The following is a 17,606-nucleotide window of genomic DNA, read 5'->3' as shown; positions in this document are numbered from 1 at the left end:
GCCGCCCGGGCCTCTGGACCCCACGTGCATGCCAGGCTCATGGCCTGAGCGCACAGGAACCCATTCCACCAGCACGGAGTCAGGAAGATGACCAAAAGCGCCTCGGACGTGTCCGTGAGCCCGCCCAGGAGACGCAGCAAGTACACCGTCGCGCCGCTCGTCCTCATCGCGGGCAATGTCGTGCTCTTCGCGCTGTTCTTCGTCTGGCCGGCGGTGATCGGGCTCGTCTACTCCTTCACGAACTACACGGGCATAGGGGCGTTCCAGTTCGTCGGACTGGACAACTACAGCAACCTGTTCGGGGACTCCATCTTCTTCGACGCGCTGACCCGGACGCTGTTGTACACCGTGCTCTTCGTTCCGCTGAACTTCGCGCTCTCGCTGCTGATCGCCAACGTGCTGGTGAGCAAGCACGCCAAGGGCGTGTCGGTCGCCCGCGTCTTCTTCTTCATCCCGTGGCTTCTGTCGCCCATCGTCGTGGGTGTCCTGTGGCGGTGGCTGTTCGGTGAGAACTTCGGACTGGTCAACCACGTCATCGAGAAGCTCGGCGGAAGTGCCGTTCCGTGGCAGTCGAACGCGGACCTGTCGCTGATCGTGGTCGTGGTGGCGGCGTCCTGGGCCTGGACGGGCTTCTCCATGCTGCTGTTCATCGCGGCGATCAAGAACGTACCGACGTCGTACTACGAGGCGGCCGCGCTCGACGGCGCCGGTCCGTGGCGCCAGTTCGTCAGCATCACCCTGCCGAGCATCGCGCCCACTTCCTTCATCGTCATCCTGCTCAACACGATCCACGGGATGAAGGAGTATCCGCTGTTTGCCTCCCTCAACAACGGCGGACCCGGAACGTCGAACAACCTGCTTGTCCAGTACATCTACCAGACCGGCTTCAAGTCGGGCCAGATCGGCTACGCGAGCGCCGCGTCGTTCGTGCTCATGCTCATCCTGATGGTCGTGGCGATCATCCAGATGATGGTCAACCGGCGGGTGGAGAACCGATGACAACCACAGACACGCCGCGTAAGGTCGACGCCGATTCCGTCCCGGCCCCTTCCAAGAGGCGGTACCCCAGCGGGCGTAGCGGTGGGCTTCGGCGCGCGGTGCCCGCGACGACACTGCTGTGGGTCCTGGCGGCCGTCTACGGATTCCCCGTGCTGTGGTTCGTCCTCAGCTCCTTCAAACCGGCGGGAGACCTGTTCTCCTCGCTGTCGCTGTTTCCGGACGACCCCACCCTGTCGGGCTACAAGGCAGCATGGGGCAGCGCCAACTTCTCCCAGTACTTCATCAACACGACCATCGTGTGTGTGATCGCGACGATCCTCACGGTGGGAGTCAGCTGCTGCACGGGGTACGCGCTGGCCAAGTACGACAACAAATGGCTCAAGGCGTTCTTCCTCTGCATCCTCGCCACGACGATGCTGCCGGGCGAGGTCATGCTCGCCCCGCAGTTCCTGGTGGTCCGCGACCTGGGCCTGTACAACTCGCTCGCCGGCATCATCGTCCCGGCCTTGCTCACCGCGACCGGATGCTTCATGTTCCGCCAGTTCTTCCTGACGGTCCCCGACGAGCTCATCGAGGCCGCCCGCATCGACGGGGCGCGTGAACTGTCGATCTTCCTGCGGATCATGGTGCCGATCTCCCGGCCCATCATGCTGACCCTCGCCATCCTGTCGTTCCAGTGGCGATGGAACGACTACATCTTTCCGCTGCTGATGCTCAACGACCCCGACAAGTTCACCGTGCAGATCGGCATCCAGAGCCTCGTCGGCGCGCAGAACATCAACTGGTCGGTGGTGCTCGGCGGCTCGGTCATCACCATGGTTCCGCTGATCGTCGTCTTCCTGGTGTTCCAGCGTTACGTCATGAACGCCGACATCAACGCCGGACTGAAGGACTGACCGTGCCCACCCCGCTCGACCACGAGTTCGTCCGCGCGGCGGCCCGCGCCGCCGACCGGCCGGCCGCTCCGCTGGCGGCCGACCCCGACGAGGAACCCGCGGGTGTGCCGCACCGTGGTCTGGCGCGCCGGGTGAAGACCCTGGTCGCGACATACCGTTCCCCGGACTCGGCACTGCACGGCAGCAGGCAGGCCGTCGCCGCCGCGATGACCCACCTCCGCGCCCTGCGGGCCGCGCAGACCACCACCGGCCTCTTCGCCGGCGGCGACAACGTGCAGTCACCGCCCGACTCCGCCTTCACCGTCAACGACGTGTGCGACGCGCACGTCCTCGCCGCCGACGCGGGGCCGGAACTGCGCGACGTCACGGCCGCGCTCGCCGAGATCGCCGGCGCCGCCACCGGCAGTCTCCTGACCGGTGGGGTGCACACCCCGAACCACCGCTGGGAGCTGTGCGCGGCGCTCGCCCGGCTGCACCGGTCGTTCCCGGACGACCGGCTGCTCGACCGCGTCGAGGAGTGGCTCGCCGAGGGCGTCGACATCGACGCGGAGGGCCTGTACTCGGAACGGAGCGCCAACTACGCGGCCCATGTGTCCAACCCGTCGCTGCTGCTGCTGGCCGACGTGCTCGGCCGTGCCGACCTGCTGGACGCCGTCGAACGCAATCTCGCCACGACCCTGGACCTCATCAGGCCGGACGGCACGGTGGAGACCGTCCACTCGCGACGGCAGGACCAGAACCACCCGTTCCCGCTGGCGCCCTACCTGCCGCACTACCGGCTGCTCGCTGTCCGCACCGGTCGGGGCGACTTCGGCCGGGCGGCGCGGCTGGCGGCCGCCGGCGGCATCGACGACCCCGACCTGCTCGCCCAGACCCTCCTCACCCCGGACCTGTGCCGCGCCCTGCCTGCCCCGGCCGCACAGACACTTCCGCGCGACCGGTACATCACCACCGCACGCCTCGCCGCACACGCCTCGGCCGACGTGCACACGGTGGTGTACGGCGGCTCCGACGTGCCCGAGCACCGGCGCATCCGCTCGGGTCTCGCCTGCAACCCCACCTTCCTGCGCCTGTTCGCAGGCGACGCCGTCCTCGACGCGGTCCGTCTGACCCGGGGGTTCTTCGACCTGGGCCCGTTCCGCGCTGCCGGCATGCAACAGCTCGCCGACAACCGGTACCGGCTCACCGAGACCCTCACGGCCGCCTACTACCAACCGCTCCCGACGAACCAGAGGCGGGACGACGGCGGCTACCAGATGGCGGACGAGGGACGCTTCTCGGCCGCGATGGCCTTCCCGGACCGGCCTCGTGACGAGGTCTCACACACGACCCGCGTCGAGGCGGACCTGAGGGAAGACGGTGCCGACCTGCGGATCGACATCAGCGGACCACGGGTGCCCTGGGCCCTCGAACTGACCTTCCGGCCGGGCGGCGTGCCAGAGGGCGCCGTACCGATCGGCGACGGGCGCTGGTGCCTGACGACCGGGCCGATGACCTACCGGGTCGGTGACGACGAGATCCGGGTCGAGGCCGATGTCGAGGCAGGCGAACCGCTCGCCGGGCCGGACCGGAGCGACGTACTGCGGTACGACCCGGGTCAGGACTACACCGTGGCGGGCGGCACCGACGCGACGACCGGGAACCGCGTCTACATCGGTGGCCATGGCCCGCACACACTGACCGTCGCACTGCGTGCCCGCCGACCCGCATCTGTGGTGTGACCCTGACGAACCACACCATGGCCACCCCAGGCATGAAGGCCTTCACGGCGGTGCTCGGCGAGCCCGACGCGCACCGCGAACCAGAACTGACGCTGGTTCGCGGTGCGCGTCGCTGACCGCTGTCCCTGACTTGGAGCGAGGACTCAGGCGGTCACTTTGTCGCGGTCGGGCGCGTCATCCCGGGGCCGCTCGCCGAGCGACTCCGTCGGGACCTTGTGCGTCTCGCGCGCGGTGAGTGCGGCGATCACCGGCGGGACGCACAGCGCGGCGGTGAACAGGGCCACGGCCGACCAGTTGTCGCCGTCCGGGCCCGCGATCTGCGCGGCGAAGGTCACGGCGAACCCGGCGATCGCGAAGCCGATCTGGGTGCCGATCGCCATGCCGGACAGGCGGACCCGGGTCGAGAACATCTCACCGTAGAAGGCGGGCCAGACGCCGTTCGCGGCGCTGTAGACGACACCGAAGGCGACGATGCCGAGGACCAGGACCAGCGGGTACGAGCCCGTGGAGATGGCCCACAGGTAGGCGAACATCGTCACGGCGCTGCCCGCGGCGCCGAGCAGGAAGACCGGACGGCGGCCGATGCGGTCGGAGAGGGTGGCCCACAGCGGGATCGCGGCAAGGGCGACGAGGTTGGCGAGGGCGCCCACCCACAGCATGGAAGTGCGGTCCATGCCGACCGCGTCGCTCGTCGCGTACGACAGCGCCCACACGGTGAAGATCGTGCTGACCGAGGCGACGAGCGCGGCCGCGACCACCCGCAGCACATCCGCCCAGTGCTCGCGCAGCAGCACGGCAAGGGGCATCTTCGGGACGCCCTCGGTGGCGGCCTGCTGGGTGAAGGTCGGGGTCTCGTCGAGCGTACGGCGGATGACGTAGCCGACGACGGCGACCACGAAGCTCATCCAGAACGGGATGCGCCAGCCCCAGGCCAGCAACTGGTCCTCGGGGAGCGCGGCGACCGGGATGAACACCAGGGTGGCGAGGAGCTGGCCGCCCTGGGTGCCGCTGAGCGTGAAGCTGGTGAAGAAGCCGCGGCGGTTCGGCGGCGCGTGTTCCAGTGACATGGAGTTGGCGCTGGCCTGCTCGCCCGCGGCCGAGATGCCCTGCAGGATGCGGCACAGGACGAGCAGGACGGGGGCCAGCGTGCCGACCTGCTCACGCGTGGGCAGGCAGCCGATGAGGAACGTGGACAGGCCCATCAGCATCAGCGTGAAGACCATGATCTTCTTACGGCCCAGCTTGTCGCCGAAGTGACCGAGGAACAGCGCGCCGACCGGGCGGGCCGCGTACGCGACACCGAAGGTGGCCAGCGACAGCAGGGTTCCGGTGGCCGGGTCCGACTCGTCGAAGAAGACGTCCGGGAAGATCAGCGCGGCGGCACTGCCGTAGATGAAGAAGTCGTAGTACTCCAGGGCACTGCCGATCCAGGCGGCCGTGGCGGCTTTCTTCGGCTGGCCCGGTGGTGCGTCGAGCGGTGCGGCGGGGACGGACACGGCGTGCTCCTTCGAGGGAACTCCAACGTGAGCGGAGTGAGCGGGGAAGCGGCGAGGGGAGAGATGCCGGACCCTGGGGTGACGGGTCGGCTGCGCCGGGTGTGGGGGCTGGTGCTGGCCCGGCTAATTAACCCACTGGATAGTTAGTAGCGGTTGGCTACGGATGTTGCGCTCACGTTTCCCGGGTGTCAAGGGGTCGCGCCGGAGGATCTTTCCCGCTTGGCTCTGTGTCCTCAGTCCGTCGCGCGGTCGGCGGTCAGATACGCGATGACCATGTCGCCGAGCATCTTCCGGTAGTGCTCCCGCTGGTCGGCGGCGACCAGGTCGCGGCCGAAGAGTGCGCCGAAGGTGTGCCGGTTGGCGACCCGGAAGAAGCAGAACGAGCTGATCATCGCGTGCAGGTCCACCGCGTCGACATCGGCCGTGAACAGGCCCGACTCACGCCCCGCTGCCAGGATGCGGCCGATCACGTCGAGCGCGGGCGAGCCGATTTCGCCCAGTTCGGCGGAGGCGGCGATGTGCTCCGCCTCGTGGATGTTCTCGATGCTGACCAGGCGGATGAAGTCGGGGTGCGCCTCGTGGTGGTCGAAGGTGAGCTCGGCGAGCCGGCGGATGGCCGCGACCGGGTCCAGGTGCTCGACGTCCAACTGCTGCTCGGCCTGCCGGATCACGCTGTACGCCCGCTCCAGCACGGCCGTGAACAGCTGCTCCTTGCCGCCGAAGTAGTAGTAGATCATTCGCTTCGTGGTGCGGGTCCGGGCGGCGATCTCATCCACCCTGGCCCCGGTGAACCCGGCCCGGGCGAACTCGTGAGTCGCCACGTCGAGGATTTCGGCCCTGGTGCGAGCGGCGTCGCGGATGCGGCCGTTCGGTCGTGCCGGTTCTTTGACGCTGGTCATCGGGTTCCTTCGGGTTCCTTCCGGCGAGGTGCCGTGCCGGAGATTGTAGAACCAGGCCTTCGTGCGGGGGTGGGCGGATCGTGGGCCGGGGGCTTTCCGGGAGTCCGCGATGCTGGTATAGCTAACGTACTAGTTCGTACATTAGTGAGCTGCCCGCTCATGCTCAGGAGGTCCCGGTGCTGTCCAAGGACTCGTATCTCGTCGGACTGATCGGTTCCGGCATCGGCCCCTCGCTCAGCCCGGCGCTGCACGAGCGGGAGGCCGACCGTCAGGGCCTGCGTTATCTCTACCGGATCATCGACATCGACGCCCTCGGTGTCCCGCCCGAGGCGGTGGGGGACCTGGTACGGGCCGCCCGCGACCTGGGCTTCGACGGGCTGAACATCACGCATCCCTGCAAGCGGCTCGTCATCGAGCATCTGGACGCGCTGGACCCGCAGGCCGAGGCACTCGGGGCGGTCAACACCGTCGTTTTCGAGGACGGCCGCGCGATCGGCCACAACACGGACGTCACCGGCTTCGCCGCCTCCTTCGCCCGCGGCCTGCCCGACGCGCGGCTGGAGCGGGTCGTCCAGCTGGGCGCGGGCGGCGCGGGCGCCGCCGTCGCGCACGCCATGCTCACGCTCGGCGCGGGGCACGTCACCGTGACGGACGCGCTGCCGGAACGTGCGGTCGCGCTGGCCGCTGGGCTGAACCGGCGCTTCGGTGACGGTCGCGCCGCCGTTGCGACACCGGACCGGCTGGCCGCGCTGCTCGCCGACGCCGATGGGATCGTGCATGCCACGCCCACCGGTACGGCAGCTCATCCCGGGCTGCCGCTTCCGGCTCGGTTGCTGCATCCAGAGCTGTGGGTGGCCGAGGTTGTGTACCGGCCGCTGGAGACGGAGCTGTTGCGCACCGCTCGCGCGGTTGGTTGCGCCGCGCTGGACGGGGGTGGGATGGCTGTCTTTCAGGCTGCCGATGCGTTTCGGCTCATCACCGGGCGGGAGCCGGACGCTGCGCGGATGCTGGCGGATATTGCCGAGTTGGCCGGGGCCGTGAGTGTTCGTGACTAAGCGCCGTGGGGGTTGTGCGGTGCGTCGGCTGCGGGTCCGTTGTGGCTGGTCGCGCAGTTCCCCGCGCCCCTAAAAGGGGCGCTGCCGGAACCGTCGTCTTGAAGGAGCACCACCATGCGTACATCCATCGCCACCGTCTCCCTCAGCGGCTCCCTCACCGAGAAGCTCACTGCCGCCGCTCGGGCAGGGTTCGACGGTGTCGAGATCTTTGAGAACGACCTCCTCGCCAGTCCCCTCACGCCCGAGGAGATCCGCGACCGTTGCGCCGACCTGGGTCTGAGCATCGACCTCTATCAGCCGATGCGCGATATCGAGGCCGTGCCGGAGGACGAGTTCGCGCGCAACCTGCGGCGGGCCGAGCGTAAGTTCCAGCTGATGCGGCGGCTCGGGGCCGACACCGTGCTGGTGTGTTCCAGTGTGTCGCCGCTTGCCGTGGACGACGACGTGCTCGCCGCCCGGCAGCTGCGCCAACTTGCCGAACTGGCGCAGGAGTTCGGCATGCGGGTGGCGTACGAGGCGCTGGCGTGGGGCCGCCATGTCAGTACGTACGACCATGCCTGGCGCATCGTTGAGCGGGCCGATCATCCGGCGCTCGGTACCTGCCTCGACAGCTTTCACATCCTCGCCCGCGGCTCTGATCCCAAGGGCATCGAGGACCTTCCCGGCGAGAAGATCTTCTTCCTCCAGCTCGCCGACGCTCCGTTGCTCGCGATGGACGTCCTGCAGTGGAGCCGCCACCACCGTTGCTTTCCCGGTCAGGGCGGCTTCGATGTCGCCGGGCTGCTGCGGCATGTGCTGCGTACCGGTTACGACGGTCCGCTCTCGCTGGAGGTCTTCAACGACGTGTTCCGGCAGGCCGAGGCCGGTCCGACCGCGGTGGACGCCCGCCGCTCCCTCCTTGTCCTGCAGGAGAGCGTCGGAGTGGCGTCGCTGCCCGCGCCCGTCGTCCCCACCGGCGTCGCCTTCGCCGAACTGGTCACGCCCGACGCGGAACCCCTCGCGGCGCTGCTCGGCGCGCTCGGTTTCGCCCGCACCGCACGGCACCGCGGCAAACCCGTCGACCTGTGGCAGCAGGGCGAGGCCCGCATCCTGGTCAACACCGGACCGGCCGGACGCCGCGATCGCACCGGACTCGCCGCGCTCGGCCTGGAGTCACCCGACCCGGCGGGCGCGGCCCGGCGCACCGAGGCCCTGCTGGCACCGGTGCTGCCGCGCCGCCGCGCACCGCAGGACGTCCCCCTCGACGCGGTCGCCGCCCCCGACGGCACGGAGCTGTTCTTCTGCGCCACGAACCGGCCCGAACTCCCCAACTGGCTAACCGACTTCGAGGACCTCGAGCACCCCGCGGAAGCCCCGAACGTGCACCGCATCGACCACCTCGCCCTGACCCAGCCCTGGCACCACTTCGACGAGGCGGCCCTCTTCCACCGCAGCGTCCTCGGCCTGGAGGCGCAGCAGAGCGTGGACGTCGCCGACCCGTACGGCCTGCTGCGCAGCCGCGCCGTCACCAACGCCGACGGCAGCGTCCGTATCGCCCTCACCGTCGGCGCGGCCCCGACGGACGACACGGTCCACGCCCAGCACATCGCGCTGGCCACGGACGACGTGGTCGCCGCGGCCCGCCGCTTCCGAGAGGCCGGCGGCCACCTGCTGCCGATCCCCGGGAACTACTACGACGATCTCGTGGCCCGATTCGACCTCAGCGAGGCCGAGTTGGCGACGTACCGCGAACTCGGCATCCTCTACGACCAGGACGCGCACGGCGTCTTCCGGCACTGCTACACCCACACCGTCGGCCGCGTCTTCTTCGAGCTGGTCCAGCGCGACGCCGGCTATCGGGGGTACGGCGCCCACAACGCGCCCGTACGTCTGGCGGCGCAGCACGCCGCGAAGGCGGTCACTGGCGGCTGACCGTCCGGGTCACGCCCGCGACGACTGACGTGGCCAGGATCCAGCCGGTGAGGACGAGGACGTACGACAGGTACTGGTACGCGCCCTTCGGGGCGAACGCGCCCTCCTGGCCGAAGGAGATCACCGGGAGCAGCAGGTCGAGGGTGTAGAAGACCGGGTTGAAGGGCGGAGCCTCGTCCGGCTTCAGCGCCGGCGGATGGTGCAGGGCGTACGAGACCGAGCCGACCGCCAGCAGCGACAGCAGCCAGATGGCGGCGCGCAGCGGGCGGAAGCCGTAGCCGACGGTCGCGTCCTGGACCTGACCCCAGAGGCGGCCGTACCAGGGAAGCGTGCGCCGGTGGCGGCGCTGCTTGGCCAGCTGGACGAGACGGGCCGCGTCCTCGTCGCCGATACGGCGGTAGGCGGCGGTCAACTGCTCGTAGGCGTGCGGGACATAGGCGTCGTCGTCGCATTCCAGCATGGGCAGACGGCGCTCGGCGGGCTCGTGGGGCGTGAGGGTCGTATAGACGAGACCGTCGAGACGGACCGTGTCCGGCAGCTTCTCCGGCTCCACGAACAGGACCTCAACCTGGGCCCGGCGCAGGTTGAGGCCGCCGTCCAGAGGCTCGCCCCTGCGCAGCCACAGTTCCCCGACGGTGCAACTGGAGGCCCGCAGCGCCATGTCGCCGGGGTTCGACACACGCGCGTACGACAGGTCGAGGCGGCCGGCGACACGGGCGCCCCGCAGCCCGATCCACCCCTCGACGTCCGCCTGGCGCAGCAGGAGGTCGCCCTCCACGCCCAGCGTCACCGCGTCTAGGGCCACCTGGCCGGGACGCCTGAGGCGGGCGTCGGTGAGATTGACCGACCCGTTGACCGTTGAGCCGTTGAGCCGTACCTCGCCGTGTGCACGCAGCCCCGGCGCCCACAAGTCGTCCTCCAGCACCGTCCGCTGGAGGTTGAGCACGGGCTCCCGGGCGTCAGGTGCGGTGAGTTCGGCGCGCTCCAGTATCAGGGCACCGGATATCTGGGACGCCATCAGCTGCACCCGCCCGCGCACCCGGGAGTCCGACAGTTGCACCACGCCCTCGACCCGGGCGCCGCCGAGGTCCAGTGCAGGCAGCACGGAGCCGCGCAAGCTGAGCCTGCGCAACTGGGCGCCGTACATATATGGCGGGTCGGTGAAGTAACAGCTCCTCAGGCTGATCGGATGGTCGACGACGGCGTACGTGAGGTCGAGCACGCCTGTGATCCGGGCGCCGTTGACCCTCAGGGTAGCGATCTCGCCGTCCTCCTGGGGCGCGCTGGCCAGCAGTGCCCTCAACACCGAGGCCCGCAGGGTCCGTTCCGGTCCCCAGTCGCCTCCCGCTGCGGCGTCCTCGTCCCCGTCGGTGCGGAAGTCCACGGCCTCCCCGCGCGGGAAGGCCCGCCACACCCGCTCCTCGGCCCGCGTCAGATCGTTGATCTCCATCAGCGGGGACTCTGACGCGGGCCGAGGCAGGTGTCAACTCGCCGGTTACGCCCTGGCGTTCCACTCCGCGACAACCGGCCACCCGTGCTCCGTCGACAGCCGGCTCAGCGTCCCCGTCTCCAGCCGGAACAGCCGCCCGCCGGACGGCGGCAACCCCAGCCTGCGAGCCGTCAGCACACGCAGGAAATGGCCGTGGGCCACAAGGAGCACATCACCTTCGGGTAGCACCGGGGCGACCCGCGACAGCACCCGGTCGGCACGCTCGCCCACCTGCTCGGGCGATTCGCCCGGCTGCCCGTCCGGGCCGGGCGGCGCTCCGTCGGTCCACAGGTCCCAGTCGGGGCGGGTGCGGTGGGTCTCGGCGGTGGTGACGCCCTCGTAGGCGCCGTAGTACCACTCGTGCAGGTCCGGGTCCGTTGCGGCCCCGGACAGGCCCGCGAGTTCGGCGGTGCGCACCGCGCGGCCGAGCGGACTGGTGAGGACGAGCGCGAAGGTCCGGGCCGCCAGGAGCGGAGTGAGGGACTTGGCCTGTTCCTCGCCGCGCTGGGTGAGGGGCAGGTCCGTCCAGCTGGTGTGCTGCCCGCTCCGGCTCCACTCGGTCTCGCCGTGGCGGACCAGCAGAAGGTCGCCCATGACCGCTACTTCGCCGACTCGACGGAGTGACCGCCGAACTGGTTGCGCAGTGCCGCGATCATCTTCATCTGCGGCGAGTCGTCCTGCCGGGACGCGAAGCGGGCGAAGAGGGAGGCCGTTATCGCCGGCAGCGGCACCGCGTTGTCGATGGCCGCCTCGACGGTCCAGCGGCCCTCGCCGGAGTCCTCCGCATAGCCGCGCAGCTGCTCCAGGTGCTCGTCCTTGTCGAGGGCGTTGACCGCCAGGTCGAGCAGCCAGGAGCGGATGACGGTGCCCTGCTCCCAGGAGCGGAAGATCTCGCGTACGTCCGTGACGGAGTCGGCGGCCTGCAGCAGCTCCCAGCCCTCGGCGTAGGCCTGCATCATGGCGTACTCGATGCCGTTGTGGACCATCTTCGAGAAGTGCCCGGCGCCCACCTTGCCCGCGTGGACATAGCCGTACGGGCCTTCCGGCTTGAGCGCCTCGAAGATCGGCTGGAGCCGGTCCACGTGCTCCTTGTCGCCGCCGACCATGAGGGCGTAACCGTTCTCCAGGCCCCACACACCGCCGGAGACGCCCGCGTCGACGAAGCCGATGCCCTTGGCCGCCAGCTCCTCGGCGTGCTTCTCGTCGTCCGTCCAGCGGGAGTTGCCGCCGTCGACGACCGTGTCGCCGGCTTCCAGCAGATCACCGAGTTCGTCGACGACCGACTGGGTCGGGCCGCCGGCCGGGACCATCACCCAGACCACGCGCGGGCCCTCGAGCCCGGCGACCAGTTCGGTCAGGCTGCCGACGTCGGAGAGTTCGGGATCACGGTCGTAGCCGATGACGGTGTGCCCGGCCTGGCGGATGCGCTCGCGCATGTTCCCGCCCATCTTGCCGAGACCGATGAGGCCCAGTTTCATCGCTGTCATGCCCTTCCACTTCTTCCTTGGCTGCGGTGGCTGCTGATCGCGGGCGGTCTGTCAGACACGGGCGCTTCCCGCCTTGTCGCCACCGCGCAGGGCGATCGCGTACATCTCGTCCGCGTTCAGGCGGCGCAGTTCCTCGGCGATCAGCTCGGAGGTGGGGCGGACCTTCAGGGCGAGGGTGCGTGCGGGCTGGCCGGGCAGGGAGAGGGTGGCCAGCGGGTCCGTGGGGCGGTCGATACGGATCTCGCCGTTCATGGTGCCGAGCTGCACACCCGTGACGACAGGGCCGGGCGTGACCACGCGCTCGACCGGCACCCGCAGCCGGGCCTCCAGCCAGCGGGCCAGCAGCTCGGCGCTCGGGTTGTCGGCCTCGCTCTCGACGGCCCCCGAGATCACCTCCGTACGGGCCTGGTCGAGAGCCGCGGCCAGCATCGAGCGCCACGGTGTCAGCCGGGTCCAGGCGAGGTCGGTGTCGCCGGGCGCGTACGAGGCCACACGCTGCTCCAGGGCTACGAGCGGGGCCTCGACGGCGTACATGTCCGTGATCCGGCGCTGGGCCAGCGCCCCCAGCGGGTCCTTCGCGGGCACCTCGGGGGCGTCCACCGGCCACCACACGACGACGGGTGCGTCCGGCAGCAGCAGCGGGAGGGCCACCGAGTCGGCGTGGTCGCCGGCCTCCCCGTACAGCCGGAGCACGACCGTCTCGCCGGTGCCCGCGTCCGCGCCGACCCGTACCTCGGCGTCGAGGCGGGACTTTGTGCGGTCGCGGGGCGTGCGGGAGACGCGCCTGATGACGACCAGGGTGCGCGAGGGGTGCTCGTGCGAGGCCTCCTCGGCCGCCTTGATCGAGTCGTACGCGTTCTCCTCGTCCGTCACGATGATCATCGTCAGGACCATGCCCACGGCTGGGGTGCCGATGGCGCGGCGGCCCTGCACGAGAGCCTTGTTGATCTTGCTTGCCGTGGTGTCGGTCAGGTCGATCTTCATGGCCTGCGCCAGCTCCGTCCGTTTCGCGTCCTGGATCTCCATTGTCGTTCAGCGACATGGCGACCGCGTGGGATCAACCACGCGCGGCGCCCGGGGATTCCCGGCCGGAGACCGTGCGCGGACACGGAGAAGGGGCGGGCCGTTCGGCCCGCCCCTTGTGGGGGGTTTCCGGGAGTGGCGTTGGTGTCAGCCGGCTGACTGGAGTACCTGCACGTAGTCGACCACCATCGGGTGGCCGGGCTCGGTGGCGGCGTCCGGGCCGCCGCCGTGCGCGTCCGGGAAGGCGCCGCCCATCGCGACGTTCAGGATGATGAAGAAGCCGTGGTCCGTGGCGTTGGTCCAGGTCGCCGCGTCGAGCTGGTTCTCGCGCACCGTGTGGTAGTTGTCGCCGTCGACGTAGAAGCGGATCTCCTCTATGTCGCTCGACCTGTCCCACTCCATGGCGAACGTGTGGAAGCCGGCCGTGCATGCCTCGCCGGGACACGCGGTGGAGCTGCCGATGCCGGTGTTCTCGTTGCAGGGGCCGCCCGGGGCGGTGCCGCAGTGCATAGTGGCGAACACCGTGTTCTGGCCCTGGGTGTTCTCCATGATGTCCAGCTCGCCGACGGCAGGCCAGTTCTGGTAGTTGCCGCGGTAGGGCTCGCCCAGCATCCAGAACGCGGGCCAGTAACCCCTGGCCGCGGCACCGGTGACGTTCGGCGTCTGGAGCCGGCTCTCGACGCGCAGCTTGCCTCCGGCGGGCGGCTCGAAGTCGGTGCGGTTGGTCTCGATGCGGCCGGAGGTCCAGCTGCCGGAGGCGTCGCGGCGGGGCGTGATGCGGAGGTTGCCGTTGCCGTCGAGGGCGACGTTGTCCGTGCTGTCGGTCATCGTCTCGATCTCGCCGGTGCCCCAGTTGGCGGGGCCGCCGGGGTAGCCGGTGCCCGTGGCGTACTGCCAGTTGTCGCGGTTGACGCCGGTGCCCGCGGCGCCGTTGAAGTCGTCGGTGAACACTTCCGTCCAGCCCGACGGGGGCGGGGGCGGCGACGCGTTCGCGGGCAGGGTGATCGCCGCGGCGCCGGCGGCCAGGCCCAGCGTGCTCAGCAGGGCGATGAGCCATTGCCTGCGAGTTTTGCGCTTGCTGTGAGATCCACTCATGGGTGCCTCGTTCACAGTGGGGGGTGCGGGTGCGGGTGGAGAAGCGGGTGGGGATCCTTCATTGAGAGCGCTCTCAATGAAGCCGCGCCGGACAATGTGCTCCCTGTCACTCCAGTCGTCAAGAGATAAAGCAGAGAAAGTGCTTGCGGGGGAGTGGAGTTCACGCCCTGAACGATGGGGAAGAGCGGGCGCCCGGACGGTGAAGGCCCCGGTCGCAGAGACCGGGCCCCGGTGCACGTCCTCACCGGTGAGAGGGATATCGTCCGCGTGGATCAGTGAGCGCGCCGGGGGGCGTGGGGCAGAAGGAACGAGCCACGAGACGCGAATCAGACGGCGTGATCGAGCCGTGCATCAAAAAAATCAAGCCGAGCCGCACATGGTGGGAACCTTCAGGCCGTTTCTGACTTCCTACCGTGTGCCGCGTTGTGGCCCGAGTGTCCCTTTCCTCATGGGCCATGGACGCCGCACACCACGCTCACTGACCACGCACAGGAGAACACGTATGCCCAGCCGCCGTCGCTTCCTCGCCGGGACCGCAGTCGCGCTCGGCGTCACAGGGGCGGCCACGGCCTGCGAGTCGGCCACGACCCCGGCCACCGACGCACTTCCGCAGGCCCCCGTCGTGCCCGCCGCCCAACCCCCGGCGAACGGGCTCAACTTCGTGGTGATCCTCGCGGACGACCTCGGATACGGCGAGCTCGGAGCGTACGGACAGAAGCTGATCCGCACCCCGCGCCTGGACGCCCTCGCCGCCGAGGGCCTGCGCTTCACGGACGCCTACTCGGCGGCCCCGGTCTGCGCTCCCTCACGCTGCTCCCTGCTCACCGGACTGCACAGCGGCCATGCGACCGTGCGCGAGAACCCGTGGGGGCCCGGTGGCCAGGCCCCTCTCACCGACCGCGACTTCACCTTCGCCGAGGCCCTGCACGCCCGCGGCTACCGCACCGCGCTGATCGGCAAGTGGGGCTTCGGCCCCGAGGAGCCGAACCAGCCGAGCCACCCCAACGCCCGTGGTTTCGACGAGTTCTACGGCTACATCGCGCACCGGCACGCGCACGACTACTACCCGACGTACCTGTGGCGGAACGGCGAGCGGGAGCAGATCCCGGGGAACGAGGACGGGGCGAGACGGGCCTACGCCCCCGACCTCCTCGAGGCTCGCGCCCTCGACTTCATGGACGCGCACAAGGACGAGGCCTTCCTCCTCTGCCTCACGCCCACCCTGCCGCACGCGCCGAGCCGCGCACCGGAGATGGGGGCGTACGGCGCCAGCCCCTGGTCGCGGCCCAACAAGCTGCACGCCGCCCAGGTCAGCAACTTCGACGCCCTCGTCGGCAAGGTCACCGACCGGCTGGAGTCCCTCGGCGTAGCGCAGCGCACCGTCGTGATCGTCACGAGCGACAACGGCCCGCACGAGGAGGGCCGTACCGACCCCGAACTCTTCGGCGCGAGCGGCGGACTGCGCGGCATCAAACGCAATCTGTACGAGGGCGGCATCCGCGTCCCGCTCATCGCCTGGTCCCCGAAGCGCGTCCCGTCCGGCACCACGGACCGGCCGACCCCGCTCACCGACCTGCTGCCGACCCTCGCCGAACTCGCGGGCGCGCCCGCCCCTGCGGACATCGACGGACTGTCCATCGCCCCGCTGCTGCGCGGCGGCACGGACACCGCCCGCCACGACCACCTGTACTTCTACCGCAACCACAACGGCCAGTCCCCGGGCGCCAACGCCATCGACCGGGGCCGGGGCCGGCAGCTCGCCGAGGCGCTGCGGCGCGGCGATGTGAAGGCGGTGCGGTTCGCGCCGGGCCAGGACCGTCGCGCGCCCGACGACCAGTGGGACGTCGAGCTGTACGACCTGGCCAGGGACCCCGGCGAGCGGGACGACATCGCAGGCAAGCGGCCCGCCGAGGCCGACGCGCTGGTGCGGCTGATGCGGTCGTCATGGGTGGACCGGTACGAGCGCAAGCCGTTCGGGGTTTCGCTCGATGTCGCTGCGCGCGGCGAGGCGTTCACCGTGACGGCCACGCTTGCGAACGGCTCCGCCAAGCCGTGGACGGCTGCCGGGCTCGAACTCCGGGCCCCGGGGGACTGGAGCGTGCAGGCGCTCGGCCCGGTGAACGCGGACTTCGTTGCCGCGGGCGGGCGGCTCACCGCGCGGTGGACGGTGACGCCCACGTCCGAGGGTGGGTGGCTGAGCTGCGTGGGTACGGCGCGGCACGCGGGGGCGCCGGTGAGATATGCCGCGAGCGCCCACACGTAAGCGCTCCGCTGGGTGCGTTTTCGGGTGCGGGTCCATGGGTGGAGGGTTTTCTTTCCCCAGCCCCGCCCCTTCCCGAAACTGGGGCTGCGCCCCAGGCCCCCCCCCGCCAGGGGGTGGTGGGTGACAGTCGTGTCGCGGCTGCGGGTGCGTCGTGGCTTGTCGCGCAGTTCCCCGCGCCCCTGAAAAGCAAAAGCCTGCGCCTACCCGGGCGCCCCGGGGAAGCCCGCACCCCCAACCACCTGCACTTGCCCTCCGGCGGGAGGGGGCGTGGGCCGGTGCGTCGTATGCCCGTCGCTTAGCTTCGGTCTCGGAGAACCAGGACCTTGTACCAGGCCAGGGTCGTATGCCCGCCCTGCGACGGGCTGACGCACCGGCCCACGACCCCGCACCCACCACCCACCCAAGGGGCGCGGGGAACTGCGCGACCAGCCACCCACCAACCCGCACCCAAAAACCGCCCAACCGCCGGAGGCACCCCGCGGGCTTGGTCACCTGGTGGCCCGGGTCGGCTGTTTGTCCGGCTCCGGCTGCCAGCCCAGTGCCCGTGAGATCCCGCGGGCCGCGAGTCGTACCGCTGGGATCAACGCCGGTACCTGGGCGTCGCGTTCGGGGACCACGACGGAGACGGCCGCGATGACGGAGCCGTCCGCGTTTCGGACCGGGGCGGCCACCGACAGGGCGTCCTCGGTGACTTGGCGGCTGCTCACCGCCACGCCGGAGCGGCGTACTTCGGCCAGTACGCGGCGCAGGGTGGCCGGGTCCGTGATGGTGTGCGGGGTGAAGACGGCCAGTGGCTGTGCGCAGTACGCCTCCTGGGACGCCGCGTCGCTGTAGGCGAGGAGCGCGAGCCCGACCCCGGTGGCGTGCAGTGGCCAGCGGGCGCCCACCCGGATGTGTACGCCGACCGCCGAGCGCCCGGAGATCCACTCGATGTAGACGACCTCGTCGCCGTCCCGTACCGCCATCTGCACGTTTTCGTGTGTGGCCTCGTACAGGTCCTCGAGATACGGGAGCGCGATCTGTCGCAGGGCCAGGCCGCGGGGTGCCAGTGCCGCGACCTCCCACAGGCGCAGGCCCACGTGGTACGTCCCGGCCGCGTCGCGCTCCAGAGCGCCCCACTCGCTGAGTGCGCCTACCAGCCGGTGGGCGGTGGTGAGGGAGAGGCCGGCCCGGCGGCTGATGTCGGTGAGGGAGAGCGCCGGGTGGTCGTGGTCGAAGGCGGAGAGTACGGAGAGGAGGCGGTCGGGCGCCGAGCGTACGGTCATCGGATTC

13 protein-coding genes and 1 pseudogene are annotated in these 17,606 nt (G+C 70.2%); 6 read left to right on the top strand and 8 right to left on the bottom strand.

Annotation, left to right across the window (positions count from 1 at the left end; translation table 11 throughout):
• Nucleotides 1–87: 87 nt before the first annotated feature.
• The 3 genes from IEZ21_RS28110 to IEZ21_RS28100 are packed head-to-tail and all read left to right on the top strand — an operon-like array spanning nt 88 to nt 3,616.
• Nucleotides 88–999 carry a carbohydrate ABC transporter permease gene (locus IEZ21_RS28110; RefSeq protein ID WP_189324676.1) on the top strand — a complete coding sequence of 304 codons (912 nt, stop codon included), beginning with the start codon at nt 88–90 and terminating at the stop codon, nt 997–999.
• Entirely contained in the window at nt 996–1,895 is a 900-nt protein-coding gene (locus tag IEZ21_RS28105) for a carbohydrate ABC transporter permease (protein ID WP_189324675.1), read from the top strand. The genes IEZ21_RS28110 and IEZ21_RS28105 overlap by 4 nt, the downstream gene beginning before the upstream one ends.
• Before the next feature lie 2 nt (nt 1,896–1,897).
• The gene (locus IEZ21_RS28100; RefSeq protein ID WP_189324674.1) at nt 1,898–3,616 is read left to right on the top strand and encodes a hypothetical protein; all 1,719 of its coding nucleotides are present in this window, start codon (nt 1,898–1,900) and stop codon (nt 3,614–3,616) included.
• Between the two features lie 143 nt (nt 3,617–3,759).
• On the opposite strand, the gene IEZ21_RS28095 is transcribed toward IEZ21_RS28100, so the two are convergent.
• Together IEZ21_RS28095 and IEZ21_RS28090 are read right to left on the bottom strand one after the other, a co-directional pair.
• Nucleotides 3,760–5,112, bottom strand: coding sequence for an MFS transporter (locus IEZ21_RS28095; protein WP_189324673.1), 1,353 nt, complete (start codon nt 5,110–5,112; stop codon nt 3,760–3,762).
• A 233-nt stretch (nt 5,113–5,345) separates the two neighbouring features.
• Nucleotides 5,346–6,011 (bottom strand): TetR/AcrR family transcriptional regulator, encoded by a 666-nt coding sequence (locus tag IEZ21_RS28090; protein WP_033326002.1) that lies wholly within the window; start codon nt 6,009–6,011, stop codon nt 5,346–5,348.
• A gap of 179 nt (nt 6,012–6,190) precedes the next feature.
• Between IEZ21_RS28090 and IEZ21_RS28085 the strand changes: the two genes are divergently transcribed.
• A complete protein-coding gene (locus IEZ21_RS28085) occupies nt 6,191–7,066 on the top strand; it encodes a shikimate dehydrogenase (RefSeq protein ID WP_189324725.1) in 876 nt (291 codons plus the stop codon).
• A gap of 114 nt (nt 7,067–7,180) precedes the next feature.
• The gene (locus IEZ21_RS28080) at nt 7,181–8,977 is read left to right on the top strand and encodes a bifunctional sugar phosphate isomerase/epimerase/4-hydroxyphenylpyruvate dioxygenase family protein (protein WP_189324672.1); all 1,797 of its coding nucleotides are present in this window, start codon (nt 7,181–7,183) and stop codon (nt 8,975–8,977) included.
• Here IEZ21_RS28080 and IEZ21_RS28075 read toward each other — a convergent pair.
• The 5 genes and pseudogenes from IEZ21_RS28075 to IEZ21_RS28055 form a co-directional block, all read right to left on the bottom strand.
• Nucleotides 8,964–10,427 carry a translocation/assembly module TamB domain-containing protein gene (locus IEZ21_RS28075; protein WP_189324671.1) on the bottom strand — a complete coding sequence of 488 codons (1,464 nt, stop codon included), beginning with the start codon at nt 10,425–10,427 and terminating at the stop codon, nt 8,964–8,966. The two genes, IEZ21_RS28080 and IEZ21_RS28075, sit on opposite strands and share 14 nt — an antisense overlap.
• A 45-nt stretch (nt 10,428–10,472) precedes the next feature.
• The gene (locus IEZ21_RS28070) at nt 10,473–11,060 is read right to left on the bottom strand and encodes a histidine phosphatase family protein (protein WP_189324670.1); all 588 of its coding nucleotides are present in this window, start codon (nt 11,058–11,060) and stop codon (nt 10,473–10,475) included.
• A gap of 5 nt (nt 11,061–11,065) precedes the next feature.
• A complete protein-coding gene (gene gnd / locus IEZ21_RS28065; RefSeq protein ID WP_033326156.1) occupies nt 11,066–11,944 on the bottom strand; it encodes a phosphogluconate dehydrogenase (NAD(+)-dependent, decarboxylating) in 879 nt (292 codons plus the stop codon).
• A gap of 60 nt (nt 11,945–12,004) precedes the next feature.
• Complete coding sequence (opcA, locus tag IEZ21_RS28060) at nt 12,005–12,937, bottom strand: glucose-6-phosphate dehydrogenase assembly protein OpcA (protein ID WP_189324724.1); 933 nt, start codon at nt 12,935–12,937, stop codon at nt 12,005–12,007.
• 189 nt (nt 12,938–13,126) lie between these two features.
• Nucleotides 13,127–14,071: pseudogene (locus IEZ21_RS28055) on the bottom strand (glycoside hydrolase family 16 protein); the annotation flags it as partial.
• 502 nt (nt 14,072–14,573) lie between these two features.
• On the opposite strand from IEZ21_RS28055, the gene IEZ21_RS28050 reads away from it, so the two are divergent.
• A complete protein-coding gene (locus tag IEZ21_RS28050) occupies nt 14,574–16,334 on the top strand; it encodes a sulfatase-like hydrolase/transferase (protein WP_189324668.1) in 1,761 nt (586 codons plus the stop codon).
• 488 nt (nt 16,335–16,822) lie between these two features.
• Here IEZ21_RS28050 and IEZ21_RS28045 read toward each other — a convergent pair whose 3' ends face one another.
• A complete protein-coding gene (locus IEZ21_RS28045; protein WP_189324667.1) occupies nt 16,823–17,599 on the bottom strand; it encodes an IclR family transcriptional regulator in 777 nt (258 codons plus the stop codon).
• Between the last annotated feature and the right edge of the window lie 7 nt (nt 17,600–17,606).

The organism is Streptomyces flaveus (assembly GCF_014647675.1).
GTDB classification, from domain to species: domain Bacteria; phylum Actinomycetota; class Actinomycetes; order Streptomycetales; family Streptomycetaceae; genus Streptomyces; species Streptomyces flaveus.
The sequence above is the reverse complement of the archived record's forward strand: the minus strand, read 5'-3'. Positions and strand labels throughout refer to the sequence as shown.

Bases quoted from the DNA above. Each gene is read 5' to 3' on its own strand.
- IEZ21_RS28070 (WP_189324670.1), bottom strand. From the start codon at position 11,060: ATGGGCGACCTTCTGCTGGTCCGCCACGGCGAGACCGAGTGGAGCCGG.
- IEZ21_RS28080 (WP_189324672.1), top strand. From the start codon at position 7,181: ATGCGTACATCCATCGCCACCGTCTCCCTCAGCGGCTCCCTCACCGAG.
- IEZ21_RS28105 (WP_189324675.1), top strand. From the start codon at position 996: ATGACAACCACAGACACGCCGCGTAAGGTCGACGCCGATTCCGTCCCG.
- IEZ21_RS28110 (WP_189324676.1), top strand. From the start codon at position 88: ATGACCAAAAGCGCCTCGGACGTGTCCGTGAGCCCGCCCAGGAGACGC.
- IEZ21_RS28050 (WP_189324668.1), top strand. From the start codon at position 14,574: ATGCCCAGCCGCCGTCGCTTCCTCGCCGGGACCGCAGTCGCGCTCGGC.
- opcA (WP_189324724.1), bottom strand. From the start codon at position 12,937: ATGAAGATCGACCTGACCGACACCACGGCAAGCAAGATCAACAAGGCT.
- gnd (WP_033326156.1), bottom strand. From the start codon at position 11,944: ATGAAACTGGGCCTCATCGGTCTCGGCAAGATGGGCGGGAACATGCGC.
- IEZ21_RS28075 (WP_189324671.1), bottom strand. From the start codon at position 10,427: ATGGAGATCAACGATCTGACGCGGGCCGAGGAGCGGGTGTGGCGGGCC.
- IEZ21_RS28090 (WP_033326002.1), bottom strand. From the start codon at position 6,011: ATGACCAGCGTCAAAGAACCGGCACGACCGAACGGCCGCATCCGCGAC.
- IEZ21_RS28045 (WP_189324667.1), bottom strand. From the start codon at position 17,599: ATGACCGTACGCTCGGCGCCCGACCGCCTCCTCTCCGTACTCTCCGCC.